Below are 13,456 nucleotides of genomic sequence, written 5' to 3' on the forward strand. Positions count from 1 at the left end.
CCTCGGTTCAGCTGCCCGCGGCGCACAAGGACGCCCCGCCCCCGGTACAGCGCGGGACCTTGCGCGATATCGAGGCGCGTCTACGGTGCGGACATGGACGACGGCGTCATCCCGGACGATGTGCTTGACCGTCTTCGCACAGCGGCTCGCGAGTGGGCCCGGCCCTGGGGCGAGGACGCACCGCGCAACCTCAGGGCGGTGGCGACCACTCAGGACGCCGCGATAAAGCACCTGCAGGAAAGTGACCGGGTGAGTGCCCCTCAGAAGCCGGTCTTCCTCGTCACGATGGAAGGCACCTTCACGAGAAGGCCCGGCGTGCCCGGCGCCTGGGGGATCTGGGCCGCCATCTGCGTGTTCCGGACACCGTTTCGCGTCGGCCCGTACACGGTGAGGCCGGCCGGGCACGTTCCGCGCGCCCCGCTGGCACGGTTGGGGCGCGTGTACGAAATCGGAGACGGCGGCAGCAATGAGGGGCGAGGGGAGTAGGTTCCGCCGCTGGGATCGTCGGGCGTCGTCCCGAGGACCCGAACCCGCCGCCATGCGGGCCGGTGAGAAATCGGGTGCGGGTCGGCGGTGCGGACGTGGAGCCGGGACGGGCGGATGCTCGCCGTCGGGCTGGTGGACGGCCCCGGGCTGCTGCGGCAGTCACGGTGTGGTCGGCCGGTCCGGGCAGGCCTGAGGCGCGACGAGGGGCACCGCAAAGAGCAGCCTGGCGGCGCCTCTTGCCGTCAGCCCTTCGCGCGCTCGGCGCCGGGCTCGCTGCCCAGGACGTACAGCTCGGGCAGATTCACCACGATCGCCTCCTGTGTGCTGCGGGCGATGACCACGACGGCCTCGTCGTCGGGGCTGGGGTTCTCCTCGCGGTGCGGGACGTACGGGGGAACGAAGATGTAGTCGCCCGGCGCCGTGCGGATCCGGATCTCCTCGGGCGTCCCGCCGGAGTCGTCCAGGAAGACGAACTCCGGGTGCCCCTTGATGACGTGGATGGCCGTCTCGGACGCCCCGTGGTGGTGGTTGGAGGAGGCGGTGTCCGGGGCGACGTGGGTCTGGCCCATCCAGATCCGCTCCGACCCGACGCTCCCACCGCTGATCGCGGCGAAGCGCCGCATGCCGCCCGTCTGCGCGGTGTCGCCGTCGAGGGCGTCGGAGCGGATGTGGTGAAGGCGGGCGCTCAGGGGCGGCGAGCTGCTGTCGTGGCCGGGGAGGTCCGGGTGGAACGCGTCGTCGTGGGCGGCGGCGGCCGGCTCGTCGTCGGACGGCGTGGGCGTGGTGTGCGGAGCCATGGAGATCCTGCTCGTCGGGGCGGGCCGTGACGGCCGGGCCGGAAGGGACGGGCTCACAACGGAGTCGGCCACCGACACCGCCGCGGCGAGCCGTGGCCGGTGCTCGGCCGATGGACAGCGGGCTCAAGATCCTCGGGTGGCCATGCGGCGACCGTAGAGAGCCTGGTGAAGGGACGTCAAGACGCAAGGGGCTGGTCCCACGGAACCGCTGCGGCCGCTCGCCGGACCAACTTCCCGGCCAGTGCGGCCGGCCACGGTGTCCGGACCGAGTGGCAGGGCCCAGCATCCCGGCTCAGTAGGGCCCGCCCCGGAAGTACATGCTTCGGCGCGCTCGGGAACGATCACCGCGCTCGTGCGCGGCATCGGAGCGATCGGCGGGCGACGACCGCTCGGCCAGCGCCCGCAGCGTCTCCAGGCCGGCCAGGACGTCGGAGCGATGGTCCGCTCTCTTCATCCACGACGGCAGCCGCGCGACCATGGACATCGCCGGTTGCGCCCCGCCACGCTCGCGCAACTGGGCGCCCACGTACGCGGACAGTTCGTCGACGTGCTCCTCGTTGTAGGCCCACAGGATGTGGCCGACGCAGCGGGTCTGCAGCCAGAGCGGCCGCCGGAAGAACGGATCCTCGCTGCCGCCCAGTACGGCACCGACAAGGCCGGCGCCCCGCACCTGGGGCGACCAGTCGGCAACGGTCCCGCACCCACCGCAGGCCAGACGCCGCGGCTGGAACAGGAGCTCGCTGAAGTACTTGGGGGCGGGCAGCCCGGGCCGGGGGACCACGACCGCGCGGCCACCGCACGTCCGGCAGGCCACGAGCATGCGGCCGGCGAACCGGGCCAGCCAAGCCCCCGTGTCGTGGTGGCGGACAGGTCCGGTGCCCGGTGCGAAATCCATGGCCGACACCCTCGCAGGCGCACGCTGCCGCAGGCGACCGGGTTCTCGCCCACGGCTTCCGGAGCATCTGCGAGAAGGCGGCGGTGTGTGGACCGTCCTACGCTGGGCACACCGGTTCTGGACCGTTCCGACGCAGGCGAGGGAGCCGACATGGCAGTACGTCACCGGCTGATCAGAAGGCCGCCCGCAGAGGTGTGGGCCGTCCTTGCCGACGGGTCCCGCTACGGCGACTGGGTGGTCGGCCCGGACTCGTCCCGCGAGGTCGGCAGCGACTGGCCACAGCTGGGCTCCTCGATCGAGTACGCCGTCCGCCTGGGCCCCTGGACGGGGACCAACACGACAACCGTGCGTGACGTCGATCCGCCCCGCCGCATCGAACTGGAGGCGGACAGCGGGAAGCTCGGCACCGCCCGCATCGCCATCGAGGTGCGACCCTGGGGCCGGCAGACCTTGGTCATCGTCGACGAGCACCCCCTGCGCGGACCGGGCGCCGCCCTGCACAACGCCGCACTCGACGCGCTCCTGCAGCTACGCCACCGCAGCATGCTCGCCCGCCTCGCCGACACCGTCGAGAACGGCTCCTCCGCACCGGCCCGCCGCTGAGCGCGGCCCTGCGCATGCCTGTCGGTCCGACCGTGGCCCCGGTCGCGGTCTCCGCCTCGTTCGCCGTCTGCGACGGGCGGTTCACCCGGCAGCAGGAGCCTGTCGTCGGGACAGGGCCACCCTGCGGCGCACCCGGTCGATCTCGGTGGCGACGACGCAGATCTCGTCACCGACCTCGACGGCGTCCTTTGGGCTCCCCACGGGCGTGCATGCCAGTTCCCGGAGGTGGACCAACCCTTCGATCCCGTCGGCGACCCGCACGAAGGCGCCGAACGGCAGCAGCTTGGTGACCTGATCCTCCAAGCGGCGGCCCACCTCGGTGCGGTCCGCGAAGTCCTGGAACGGGTCGGGCTGTAGCGCCCGCAAGGACAGCCGGGCCTCCAGATTCCAGGTGTCGAACTGGAGGAACTCACACGCAACGCGCTGCCCGACCGTGCCGGCCAGGATCTCGCCGAGGCAGGAGTTCAGCTGGACACGGGGATGGCGTGCGGGTCGACCTCGCAGTGCTCGACGGAGTCGACCAGGCCCTCGCCACCGATCTCCAGGCGGGCGGTCGCCTTGCCCTTCCCGGGCACCTTGACCTCCTCGCTCTCCTCGGTGATGGTGATGCCCTCCGCGTCCACGAAGGTGACCGACACCCAGAAGCGGCCGGCCTTCTTGTTGCCGTTCGTGACCTTGACCGTCGCGTACGGTGCCGCCTTGGTCGCGCAGCTGACCAACTTGGCCTGCGCGTCCTCCATTTGCTCACCGCCGGGTGAGCTGGTGGAGGTGGAATTGCTGCCCGGTCGCCGGTTGTAGGTGCCGCCGCTGGTGCTGCTTCCGCCGTCACTGCTGCCGTACGCATCGTCATCGTCGTCGTAGCCCGACCCCGATGTCACCGATCCGGACGACCCGGAGGCGCTCGACGAGGCGCTGTCGTGGTTCTGGCTCGAACTGCTGCAGCCGCCTCCGCCGCCACCGCCGCTGTGGCGACCGCCACCGCCGTGCCCCCGGCCGGTCGTGAAGCCGGTCAGAGCGAGTGCCGACAGCACCAGTGTTGCCGTGACCTTGAGTGTGCGCCCCCGATTTTTCATTGGATCATCCTACCCACGGGCGCCGACGGCCACGGGCCGTCAACTCCGTTCACCGACAACGGGGTTCGGGCCGCTCTCGCCGGCGGGCGGTATCCGGCCGGGCGGAGGCCGTCTGCCTGAGGCGGGAATACACGACATCTCCGGTCCAGGCACCTCGGCGGACCCAAACGCGTTCTTCACGGATCGGGCAGGCGCCGCCCTTTCGCGGGATTTCCCTCCTCGGTTCCCTCGCGCCCGAAGTGATCGAGTAAGCGCCGCCGGAGGACTCCTCCAGTGGCGGGGTGAAAGAAGCGTGCATAGAACGGGATACACGTACACGTGTGGGACGAGGACGTCCCGCTGAAATGGAGAACTGAAATGGCCGCTGAGTCATTCTCTGCCGCGGGGGATCCTTCCGGGACCGGCGAACCTCTGGTTACGACGTCGGTTCACTGGGGCACCGCGCAGCTCGGCGCCCCACCCCGGGAGCAGCCCGCACCGTGGCCGCAGACAGCCGACCAGGACACCGACGAGGTTCCCCAGGAACACACCGCGTACGAAGCCGACGACGGTCCCTTGGGGCGGCAGGCGCCCGAGCCCGACGTCGCCCCCTCGCAACAGGCTGCGCCGGACGCCGATGACGAGGCGGTGGTCGAGCTCATACGCGTCGCCGTCGTGTCCCGGCCGCTGGACGATGTCGTCGACCTCGTCACCCTCCTGGAGCAGTCGCCCGACGGCGTGACCACCGCCGCCTCGGTGCTCCGGCTGGCCGCCGTGGCCCGCTCGGTCGACGACGTCACCCGGCTGGTGGAACTGCTGGGCCCGCCGAAGCACTCGGTCGACCACATGGACGAGGCCATCCGGCACGCCGCCGAGGAGCGGCCCATTCCGGAGGTGAGCCGTCTGGTCCAGCTCCTGTCGCGTCCCCCGCACGATCCGCACAGCGGTGCCGAGGCGGTGCACGCCGCCGGCACGACCAGGTCGGTCGAGGATCTGATGCAGCTGATCGACAGCCTGCGGGACCACAAGGCCGCCGACACCACCGGAATCGACATCCCGGACGCGCCGCGCGTGCCGAACACGCCGCCCGCCGAGGCCGCCCGACCCGCAACCGCTCCCGCCCCCGCTGCCGGGACCGCACACGCCCAGGGCGCGACGCCCCTGGTGTGGCTGCGTCGGATGGCAGGCGTCCTGCTCCTGCTCTGTGCGGCGGCTCATTTCCCGCTGAACTGGTCGGACGCCTCCACCCTCGCGCTGTCCGCCGCGCTCGGCGTCTCCGTCATCTGCGCCGTGGCGGGCGTGGCGCTGTTCCTGAGCGGATCGCCGGTCGTGGCCGTGGCGAGCACGCTGGTGGCCGGTGCGCTGGCTGTCGGCCATCTCGTGGACGACCGGTTCGACTCCAGGACGCTCGCCTACGTACTGCGGCCTGACGGGGTGACAGCGCCCATCCCGGCCGTGTCGGCGGTGGTCGCCGCGCTGGCCGCACTGCTGGTCGTGGCGTTCACGGTCGCCGGTCTCAGGACCGCGGCCAACCGGGAGCCCGCCCCGCGCGGCTAGGCGTACCCGAGCAGGTGAGCGCGCCCATCGACGGCATCGTCGGTGGGCGCGCTCGTGCGGTGGCCGTGATCCGCGTATCAGGTGGGCAGCGGGTCGAAGGTCCAGACGGGATGGCCGTGGGCGTGGGCGGCCGAGGTGAGGCGGTGCTGCTCTCCCAGGGTCTCCGTGAGGTCGGCCAGGGCGCGGGCCTGGATCGCGTCCGCCTCCTCCCCGGCCCCCGCCGCCCCGAGCTCCGCGGCGACGGCCACGTGCGCCAACAGCGTCTGCGGATGGCGGGGCCCCAGCGTCGCCGCCGCATCGCGCGCCGTGTCCCTCGCCAGGGCCAGGGACGCCTCATGGCGGCCGTGGTGGCCCAGGTCCGATGCGAGGTTGTACGCGATGCCCAGGGTCCAGGGGTGACGGGCGCCGAGGGCGGTCACGGCGGACCGCATCGCCTGTTCGCCCAGTGTCACCGCGCCTGGCGTGTCACCTCCCATGCGCACGGCCACCGCGAGGTTCGTCAACGCTCCTGCGGTGTAGGGGTGTTCGGGTCCGAGCAGTGCGCGGTAGCGGTTCGCCACGTGCTGACACAGCGCGGTGCCGTCGTCGAAGTCGCCGTGCGAACGCTCCGCGGCCGCCAGGCTCGTTGCGGCCCTCAGCGCGAGCGGGGTGTCGGGGCCCAGGAGTTCGTCGGCGGCCTGGCGCACCTCCCGCAGTCGGGTCAGGCCCTCTCCCACGGCGTCGGTGCGCAGCTCACAGAGCGCCAGATGGTGCTCGGCGCACAAGGTGGCGGGGTTCTCGAAACCGAGCAGCTCACGGTGGCCGAGGGTGGCCTGCAACTGTTGGGCCAGCGCGTTCTCGAAGTGGCCCAGCAGGCGCAGGTCCATCGCGTGGCGTGCCTGGGCCAGCAGGCTGCCCATGGTCGGGGGCTCCGCGAGGCGCTGATGTCCCGCGACCGCCCTGCGGTCAAGGAGCAGCGCTTCGGAGTACCGTCCCAGCAGCCGCAGCGAGTCGGTCACGCCGACGACCGCTCCCAGGGTGCACGGATGGCTCGGACCGTGCAGGTCCTCGCGTCCCCTGCGCGCCGTGCGGGCTTGTTCCAGCGCGTCCTCGTAGCGACCGAGGCCGCGCAGGTCCGCGGCCACGTCACCCGTCGTCTCGATCGGGTCGGCGCCCGCGGGGTGCGCGGTCGCCCGCAGCCTCGCCTGCTCCGCGCGGTCGGCGTCCAGCGCCCGGCCGAAGTGGCCCAGCGCCCTGAGGGCTTCGCTGCGACGCGCCGCCAGGACGTGTGCCTGGGGCGGGCCGTCGTCGCCCGGCCGGCTGGTCCACGCGCGCTCGACGCGCTCGACGAGCGACAGCGCGGACCGGGACTCGCCGCGCAGGTGAAGGTAGCGCGCGCAGTTGAGGATCAGTCCCGAATCCTCCGCGATGGCCTCGCCTGGGGCCGCCGAAGCTTCCAGGTGCGGCACGATCTGGGCGTACTGGGGCCATACGCGGACGTTTTCGGGGTCACGCGGATCCGCGGCGGCCAGGGCGTGGCGCACGCGCCGCAGGAGCGTCGAACGGTAGCCGCCGGCCATGTCGTCGCGGACCACGCGGCGCACCAGCGGGTGCATGCGCAGGGTGGTGCTGGGCGTCTCGATCGTCTCGTCGCTCTCCTCGCCGGCCTCCATGTCGGCCAGCGAGTGCGCCACGATGGTGCCGACCAGCTCCTGCCAGCGGAGCGAGTCCAGGGACTGTCCGCGCAAGGGTTCGGGAAGGCTGAGCCTGAGCAGGCCCAGCGGGGCCCCGGTGTCGGCGAACAGTACGCAGACGTGCAGGAGGTCCACCGCCTCGAAGGACGATTCGCGGAGGCGCTCGAGGACGGCCATCAGGGCGCGGGAGAACGTCGTCGGGTATTCGCCCGTCACCCGCAGGGGCGCCCTCTCCCATGAGGTGTCCCGCAGTCGCTCGAGGTACTCCGGCACGGCGATGCGGGTGTGATCGAGGTAGGCGAGCGCCTGGGCGACGGCCAGCGGGTGGTCACCGAGTTCGTCGGCCAGGCGGTCGGCCTGGGAGGGCCTCATCCGGGGAATCCTGCGGTGGATCAGCCGGATGCTCTCCGGCCGGTCGAGCGGGAGCACCCGCACGGTCTCCACCTGATGCTCCGCCCAGTCGCTGTTCTGAGAGGTGATCAGTACGTGGCCGGGGCCGCCCGGAAGGGAACCGGCGATGTCAGCGGGTTCGTCGGCGCCGTCGAGGATCAGCAGCCAGCGACCGTAGGGGGTTCCTCGGCGCAGGGCCTTGAGGACCGGGTCCATCCGGTTGCCGTCCTGGTCCACCCCCAGGGCCGGAGCCAGAGCGGTGATCCCCTGGCGGAACGCCTCCCGCGTCCCCGCCGCGACCCACCACACCACGTCGTACTGAGCGGCGAACCGATGGGCGTACTCGGCGGCGAACTGCGTCTTGCCGATGGCCGGCATGCCCACCAGAGCGGCCATGGCCGCGCCCGACGGCGCCTCGTCCAGCCAATGGCGCAGCTGTCCGAGCTGAACGCCCCGGCCGGTGAAGTGCGGATTGCGCCGGGGCACGTCGCCCCACACCGGTGGCGGCTCGGCGGGGTAACGAGGGGCGCTGGCACCGGTCTTGACACCACCGAGGTCCGGATCGATGTTGAGGCGCTGCAAAACGCGGCGCTCGTCGTCGTCCGCGTCGACGCCGAGCAGGCGCGTGCTCGGCAGTACGGCGACCAGGTGGGGGAACTCGCGGTCGGTGAGGGTGAAGGCGGCGAGCCGAGGCGTCTGGGGCGAGGGGGTGGCGCCGCGCAGGGCCTGCGCCCAGCCGTCCTCGGTGTGGCCGCCGGCCAGCACGAACTCCTCACTCAGGAGCAGTATGTGGGTGCCGTCCACCACCAGAAGCGACCGCAGCGCCTCCTGGAGGGACAGGCCGACGGGCGGGTCCCAACCCTGGATGACGGCGTCGTGGCCGATGGTCTCGAGGCGGTGCCTGATCCACACCGCCCACGGCCGGTCCGGTCCCGCGTAGCTGATGGTGAAGCGGCCGGGGTCGGTGCCGGAGCGCGCTTCGACCTCCGCGGCCAGGGTCTCCTCCGCGGCGAGCATCTGGTGCTCCAGCGCCTCGCACCGTTGTTCCGCCTCGATGGCCTGGCGTTGTGCCTGATCCAGGGCCTGTCGAAGCTGCGCGATCTCACCCAGGAGACGGTCACGCTCCTCCAGTAATCGCTGGTGCGCGGTGTGCAGGGCCTGCAACGCCCGGCTGCCTTCGTCCTGTTGGGCGGTGTACGACAGCTGCAGCCGCTGCGTCTCGGCATCCATCTCGGCGATGCGGCGCTTCTTGTCCAGCAGCACTTGCGACAGCGCCTCGACATTGGCCTCGGCGGACTGGAATCTTCGGTCGGCCTCGATCAGCTGGTCCTTGAGGACCTGAAGCTCGTAGCCCAATGCGCTCGTGGCCTTCAGCGCGGCCCGTTGCAGGACCGTCACTCGGTCGGTGACCTGGACGGAGATCGGCCGTCGCAGCGCCTGGGCGGCATCGGTCAGCAGTCGTTCGACGAACTCCGCCGGGGCGACCGCCGTGCCGTTCAGGTAGCGGGAGACCGTGCCGGGGTCGTAGTGCGTACGGACCGCGTAGCGGCGGACGGAGATCCGCAGAGCGGCGAAGAGGCTGCGCAGCCCCTCGGCCAACTCGCGGCACGGGGGCGCCACATGAGGCGGGATCGGTTTCAGGGCGCTCCCGCCGGCCTCCTCCCACGGTTCCGGTACGAGCTCTTCGCGTGCCGCGCTCTCGGGCTGCTCCGCCAGTTCGTCCATGCCCCGCCCCCGTCGGACTCGCGCAGCGTTGGGATGACTCGCAACGCGTGCGTACCCCCGCAACACCGGGCCCGCCGCGCAGAGTTGAAGCACCCGGCAACGAGGCCGATCTCACCAAGGGGACATCCAGAATGCCACGTATGAGCCGCAAGAGCCCGGTCCAGGAAGAGGTCGGCAAGCGCCCTGTTCTCGCCATGGCCACCGCAGCCGTGTCGGGAGCGGTGGGTGCCCTACTGGCCTGGCTGTTGGACGCGATCCCCTGGCCGTGACGGTCGGGGCGGCCGGGCTGCCGCCGGCCGCGGGGCGGCCCGGCCCTCGTGAGCGGTGTCCGCGGTCCTGATCAACGCGTCATGACGCGGTCCTCGGACGAGTCGACGGGTGCCGAGGGGATCGCGAAGAAGGCCGCTGCGGCGAGGGCGGCCACACTTGCCGCGAGTGCCAAAGCGCCGGGAAGGGACCAGGCCGCGAACGGTCCGGCGACTGCTGCCCCCAGGGAGAACCCGGTGATCTTCAAGCTCGCACCGGTGGTGAAGATCTGGCCGCGCAGGTGGTCGGGTGCCTCCCGGTGGCGGACCGCGAACAAGGCGGCCAGTTGGGGTCCTTCGCCGACTCCCGCCAGGAGTACGGCCACGATGAGTACGACCGGCTGCCCCCACGCGGCCAGGGCCAGCGCGACGGCCTGGACGAGTGCACTGCCCCAGATGATCGTGTCGGGGGCGACCGACCGCGGAAACCGGGCGAGTGCGGCGTTGGCCAGCAGGGCGGAGACCGCCGCGCAGGAGAGCAGCAGCGCGCCGCGGCCGGCCCCGCCCAAAACGCGCTCGCCCAGGAGCGGGACGCACGCCGCCAGCATGCCCTGGGCGGCGCATGAGACGACCGAGGTGAGGGTCGCGCGGGCCAAGGGCCGCCTTCCGGCGATGACCCGCATCCCGGCCGTCAGGTCGCTGATCACCGAGGTGGTCCGGGCGTCCCGCGCCCGGCCGGGACGGGCGGGCAGCAGCCACGCCGCGGGCAGTGCCGAGGCGATCAGCGCCACGGCGACCACCACGGACATCGATGCCCCCAGCGCCTCCGCCACACCGCCGGCCAGAGCCGGTCCTGCCAGGCTCGCCCCGCCGAACGTCATGGCGTCGAGGGTGTTCGCCCGGGGCAAGCGCTCGCCAGGCACCACGCGGGGCAGTTGGGCCGTCCATCCCCCCGACAGGGCCGGGCCCAGGAGCCCTGTCACCACGGCGATCAGGATGGTGACGGGCAGCGGCCACCGGCCGAGTCCCGCCAGGACGGTCCCCAGCCCCGCCGCATACAGGACGAGGGCCCCGGCCAGTACGCGTCCGGGCCGCACTGCCCTGTCGAGAAGCGCCCCGAGCACCGGTCCTCCCACCGCGGCGGAGACCGTGATGCCCGCGAGCAGGGAAGAGGCGTCGGTGGCCGATCCGGTCAGGGCGAATCCCGCCAGCATCAGCGCCGGTCCTGACATCTCGTCCCCGGCGCGAGCTGCCGATGCCCCGGCGAGATAGCGGGGGAGCGAGTAACGCCTTTTCATCTTCAGGACGTTACGCAGGTAACTCAAAACTCAGCAAGATGCGTTACATTCCACAGGTGTCCTCCCACAGCGACGACTGGTCCACCCGGCACTCGGTGCTGACCACGGCTCAGCGGACCGCCGCCCTGGTCAACGCTCTCGCCGGCGACTGCCCTGACCCGGCCGACGTCGCCGCAGTGCTCCGCGCCTACGGCGAGGCGGACCCCATCGACCTCACCGCGCGCGACGTCGCCGGGATGCGTGCGGCCGCCGCCCTGCTGCGACAGGTCTTCGCCGCCGAGGACGCCGACGGCGCCGCAGCCGCGCTCAACCGCCTCCTGCGGGAACACACCGGAGCGCTCCGCCTGACCTCGCACGGCGGCAGCACCCCCTGGCATCCCCACCTCGACCACGCCGACGACGCCTGCTGGGACGAGTGGCTCCTGGCCTCGTCCTGCATGGCCCTGACCGTCCTGGTCTGGGACCGTCAACGCCCGCCCGGCCGAGTCTGCGCGTCACCCAGCTGCCACGACGTCTTCATCAGTCAGGGCAGCGGTCCCGAGCGCCGCTACTGCTCGCGCCGATGCGCGACCCGCGAACGCGTGGCGGCCCATCGACGCTCCCGCTCCGCCGAGCAGCCGAGCGGCGACAGCTAGGGCGCGCGACCGGGGCAGGGTGCGGGCACCTCAGCCGTCGGAGCCGTTCGCCGCGTCGAGCCACGTGCCGATGCTCGGCAGGGCCTGGGGCCCGCTGTCCTGCTCCACCGAGCCGACCAGGTCGGCGATGGAGACCGCCGCAAGCGACGCGCGCCAGGCGGCATCGGCCGCGGCCATCGCGCGGGCGATGGGGCACGGCTTGACGCAGTCCTGGGGCGGGGTTCCGAAGGGGCCTCGCTGGCGGATCTCGGTGCAGGTGAACGCCGGGCTCGCCCCGTCGACGGCCTGCACCACGTCCAGGACCGCGATGTCGGAGGCCGCCCTGGTCAGGACGTATCCACCGGTCTTGCCCTGGATGGACTTGACGAGGTTCGCCCGGGAGAGGGCCTGCATCTGTTTGGCCAGGTAGCTGGGGGAGACGTCGTGCAGCTGCGCCAGTCGGGCAGCCGGGACCGGCTCGGTTGCCGCGGTCAGCACCACACAGCAGTGCAGCGCCCACTCCACGCCGCCGGACAGTTTCATGCGCCCTCCCAGTTGACTCGGACATAGAGTATCCGAGTATTATCTCGGACATCGGATATCCGAGTTTGCCCGGCAGTGGGACTCGGTTCACAGAAGGGCACGATCATGAACATCACGGTCATCGGCGGTACCGGACTGATCGGATCCCAGCTCGTCTCCCGGCTTCGCGAGGCAGGCCACGAGGTGGTCGCCTCATCCCTGTCGACCGGGGTCGACCTGCTCACCGGCACGGGCCTCGACCAGGCGCTCAAGGGCGCGGACACGGTCGTCAACGTGTCGAACTCGCCCACGTTCGACGAAGCATCCCCGGACTTCTTCCGCACCACCACGGGGAACCTGCTGGCCGCGGGGGAGCGCGCCGGCGTCCGCCACCAGGTCATCCTCTCCATCGTCGGAGTCGACCAGGTGCCGCAGCTGGACTACTACCGCGCGAAGACCCTCCAGGAGGAGCTGCTGCGGCAGGGGCCCACTGCGTACTCGATCGTGCGCGCCACCCAGTTCTTCGAGTTCATGGACGCGGTCATGACGTGGACCGCCGACGAACAGAGCGTCCGGCTGCCCGCGACGCGCATCCAGCCCATCGCGACCGCCGAGGTGGTCCAGGCCCTCGCGGACGTGGCCACCGCCCCGCCGCGCAACGGCACGCTCGACGTCGCGGGCCCCGACGTCTTCCCGCTCGACGAACTCGGCCGCCTCACGCTGTCGGCCCGCAAGGACCCCCGCACCGTCGTCACCGACGAGACGGCGGGCATGTTCGCCGCCGTCCGCGGCGACGTTCTTGTCGCGGGCCCCGACGCGCGCGTGGCTCCCACCCACTACGAGGACTGGCTCACCACGACGCGCTAGGTGCGCGGCCCGGACACATGGGCTTCCTACGCCCCGGCAGCCGGGCGGTAACGCACATCGATCTCGTCGATCAGGCCGTGTTCGAGCAGTTGGCGGCCGATCGTGGGGGAGAGGACCTCGAGGTTCTTGCTGCCGGCGGCCTCCAGGCCGATGCGTACCGCCTCGGCCACGTCGCGGTTCAGGAACGTGACGCCGTCGGGGGGCGTCGCGTCTTCGGGGCGGTGGGTGAGGACGAAGATCGAGCTGTTCCAGTCGTCGCTGTAGGGGCGGGCGCTCGGATCGCGGTCCCAGCCGCCCCGCCTGCCCAGGACCGCGCCGGTGGTCTCGATGTACTCCTCTTCCACGCTGTCGCGGCCGGTGACCCCGGCCAGCCAGTCCGTGGCGTGGTTCGGACCCGCCACGAACCCGTCCAGCGACATGCTGAAGTGCAGGAGGACCTTCCCGGCGGCTGCTGCGGCTCGATGTCCAACATCCGGAGCTCCTCGTTTCGTCGCGCCGGTGCGAAAGCTCCCGCCGCACGGCAGACCGGACGGACGCCCCGAACTCATCGCCGCCACCGCCCCGGGCCGAGCCCGCGCGAAAACCCGTTGGCGGACCCCGGCGGCCCCTGCTACTTTCCCGGAGGCCGTGCGAGAGAACGAGGAGGTGGTACCCGTGAACGCAGTATCGACATGGGTGCTCCCCTCCGGGGTCACGGTCGGGCGGTAGGTCGTCCGGGAGCGCCGCTGTGAG

14 protein-coding genes are annotated in these 13,456 nt (G+C 71.9%); 6 read left to right on the top strand and 8 right to left on the bottom strand.

What is annotated here, in order from left to right; translation table 11 throughout:
- The first annotated feature begins 93 nt into the window (after positions 1-93).
- Positions 94-486, top strand: a complete 393-nt coding sequence (locus ACIGXX_RS15950) for a hypothetical protein (protein WP_366464676.1) — start codon at positions 94-96, stop codon at positions 484-486.
- Positions 487-728: 242 nt separating this feature from the next.
- Here ACIGXX_RS15950 and ACIGXX_RS15955 read toward each other — a convergent pair whose 3' ends face one another.
- Both ACIGXX_RS15955 and ACIGXX_RS15960 read right to left on the bottom strand, forming a co-directional pair.
- The gene (locus ACIGXX_RS15955; protein ID WP_399976057.1) at positions 729-1,283 is read right to left on the bottom strand and encodes a cupin domain-containing protein; all 555 of its coding nucleotides are present in this window, start codon (positions 1,281-1,283) and stop codon (positions 729-731) included.
- Between the two features lie 292 nt (positions 1,284-1,575).
- Positions 1,576-2,178 carry a hypothetical protein gene (locus tag ACIGXX_RS15960; protein ID WP_399976060.1) on the bottom strand — a complete coding sequence of 201 codons (603 nt, stop codon included), beginning with the start codon at positions 2,176-2,178 and terminating at the stop codon, positions 1,576-1,578.
- Positions 2,179-2,328: 150 nt separating this feature from the next.
- Between ACIGXX_RS15960 and ACIGXX_RS15965 the strand changes: the two genes are divergently transcribed.
- Complete coding sequence (locus ACIGXX_RS15965; protein ID WP_351166389.1) at positions 2,329-2,781, top strand: SRPBCC family protein; 453 nt, start codon at positions 2,329-2,331, stop codon at positions 2,779-2,781.
- 81 nt (positions 2,782-2,862) lie between these two features.
- On the opposite strand, the gene ACIGXX_RS15970 is transcribed toward ACIGXX_RS15965, so the two are convergent.
- Positions 2,863-3,147, bottom strand: a complete 285-nt coding sequence (locus ACIGXX_RS15970; RefSeq protein ID WP_366464679.1) for a S1 RNA-binding domain-containing protein — start codon at positions 3,145-3,147, stop codon at positions 2,863-2,865.
- 98 nt (positions 3,148-3,245) lie between these two features.
- The gene (locus ACIGXX_RS15975; RefSeq protein ID WP_399976064.1) at positions 3,246-3,854 is read right to left on the bottom strand and encodes a hypothetical protein; all 609 of its coding nucleotides are present in this window, start codon (positions 3,852-3,854) and stop codon (positions 3,246-3,248) included.
- A 357-nt stretch (positions 3,855-4,211) separates the two neighbouring features.
- On the opposite strand from ACIGXX_RS15975, the gene ACIGXX_RS15980 reads away from it, so the two are divergent.
- Positions 4,212-5,390 (top strand): hypothetical protein, encoded by a 1,179-nt coding sequence (locus tag ACIGXX_RS15980; RefSeq protein WP_351166395.1) that lies wholly within the window; start codon positions 4,212-4,214, stop codon positions 5,388-5,390.
- Between the two features lie 77 nt (positions 5,391-5,467).
- Here ACIGXX_RS15980 and fxsT read toward each other — a convergent pair whose 3' ends face one another.
- Positions 5,468-9,178 carry an FxSxx-COOH system tetratricopeptide repeat protein gene (gene fxsT, locus ACIGXX_RS15985; protein WP_399976067.1) on the bottom strand — a complete coding sequence of 1,237 codons (3,711 nt, stop codon included), beginning with the start codon at positions 9,176-9,178 and terminating at the stop codon, positions 5,468-5,470.
- A gap of 140 nt (positions 9,179-9,318) precedes the next feature.
- Between fxsT and ACIGXX_RS15990 the strand changes: the two genes are divergently transcribed.
- Positions 9,319-9,447 carry a hypothetical protein gene (locus tag ACIGXX_RS15990; RefSeq protein ID WP_351166399.1) on the top strand — a complete coding sequence of 43 codons (129 nt, stop codon included), beginning with the start codon at positions 9,319-9,321 and terminating at the stop codon, positions 9,445-9,447.
- Positions 9,448-9,518: 71 nt separating this feature from the next.
- Here ACIGXX_RS15990 and ACIGXX_RS15995 read toward each other — a convergent pair whose 3' ends face one another.
- Entirely contained in the window at positions 9,519-10,721 is a 1,203-nt protein-coding gene (locus tag ACIGXX_RS15995; RefSeq protein ID WP_351166401.1) for an MFS transporter, read from the bottom strand.
- A 38-nt stretch (positions 10,722-10,759) separates the two neighbouring features.
- Here ACIGXX_RS15995 and ACIGXX_RS16000 point away from each other — a divergent pair, with 38 nt between their 5' ends.
- Positions 10,760-11,356, top strand: a complete 597-nt coding sequence (locus ACIGXX_RS16000) for a CGNR zinc finger domain-containing protein (RefSeq protein WP_351166403.1) — start codon at positions 10,760-10,762, stop codon at positions 11,354-11,356.
- 30 nt (positions 11,357-11,386) lie between these two features.
- Here ACIGXX_RS16000 and ACIGXX_RS16005 read toward each other — a convergent pair whose 3' ends face one another.
- Entirely contained in the window at positions 11,387-11,878 is a 492-nt protein-coding gene (locus ACIGXX_RS16005) for an Rrf2 family transcriptional regulator (RefSeq protein ID WP_351166405.1), read from the bottom strand.
- Between the two features lie 105 nt (positions 11,879-11,983).
- Here ACIGXX_RS16005 and ACIGXX_RS16010 point away from each other — a divergent pair, with 105 nt between their 5' ends.
- Positions 11,984-12,724 carry an NAD(P)H-binding protein gene (locus ACIGXX_RS16010; protein ID WP_361468861.1) on the top strand — a complete coding sequence of 247 codons (741 nt, stop codon included), beginning with the start codon at positions 11,984-11,986 and terminating at the stop codon, positions 12,722-12,724.
- A 26-nt stretch (positions 12,725-12,750) separates the two neighbouring features.
- Here the strand turns inward: ACIGXX_RS16010 and ACIGXX_RS16015 are convergent, their stop codons facing one another.
- Positions 12,751-13,143 carry a dihydrofolate reductase family protein gene (locus tag ACIGXX_RS16015; RefSeq protein WP_399976073.1) on the bottom strand — a complete coding sequence of 131 codons (393 nt, stop codon included), beginning with the start codon at positions 13,141-13,143 and terminating at the stop codon, positions 12,751-12,753.
- Between the last annotated feature and the right edge of the window lie 313 nt (positions 13,144-13,456).

It is taken from the genome of Streptomyces sp. NPDC055243, from assembly GCF_044544025.1.
Taxonomy (GTDB): domain Bacteria; phylum Actinomycetota; class Actinomycetes; order Streptomycetales; family Streptomycetaceae; genus Streptomyces.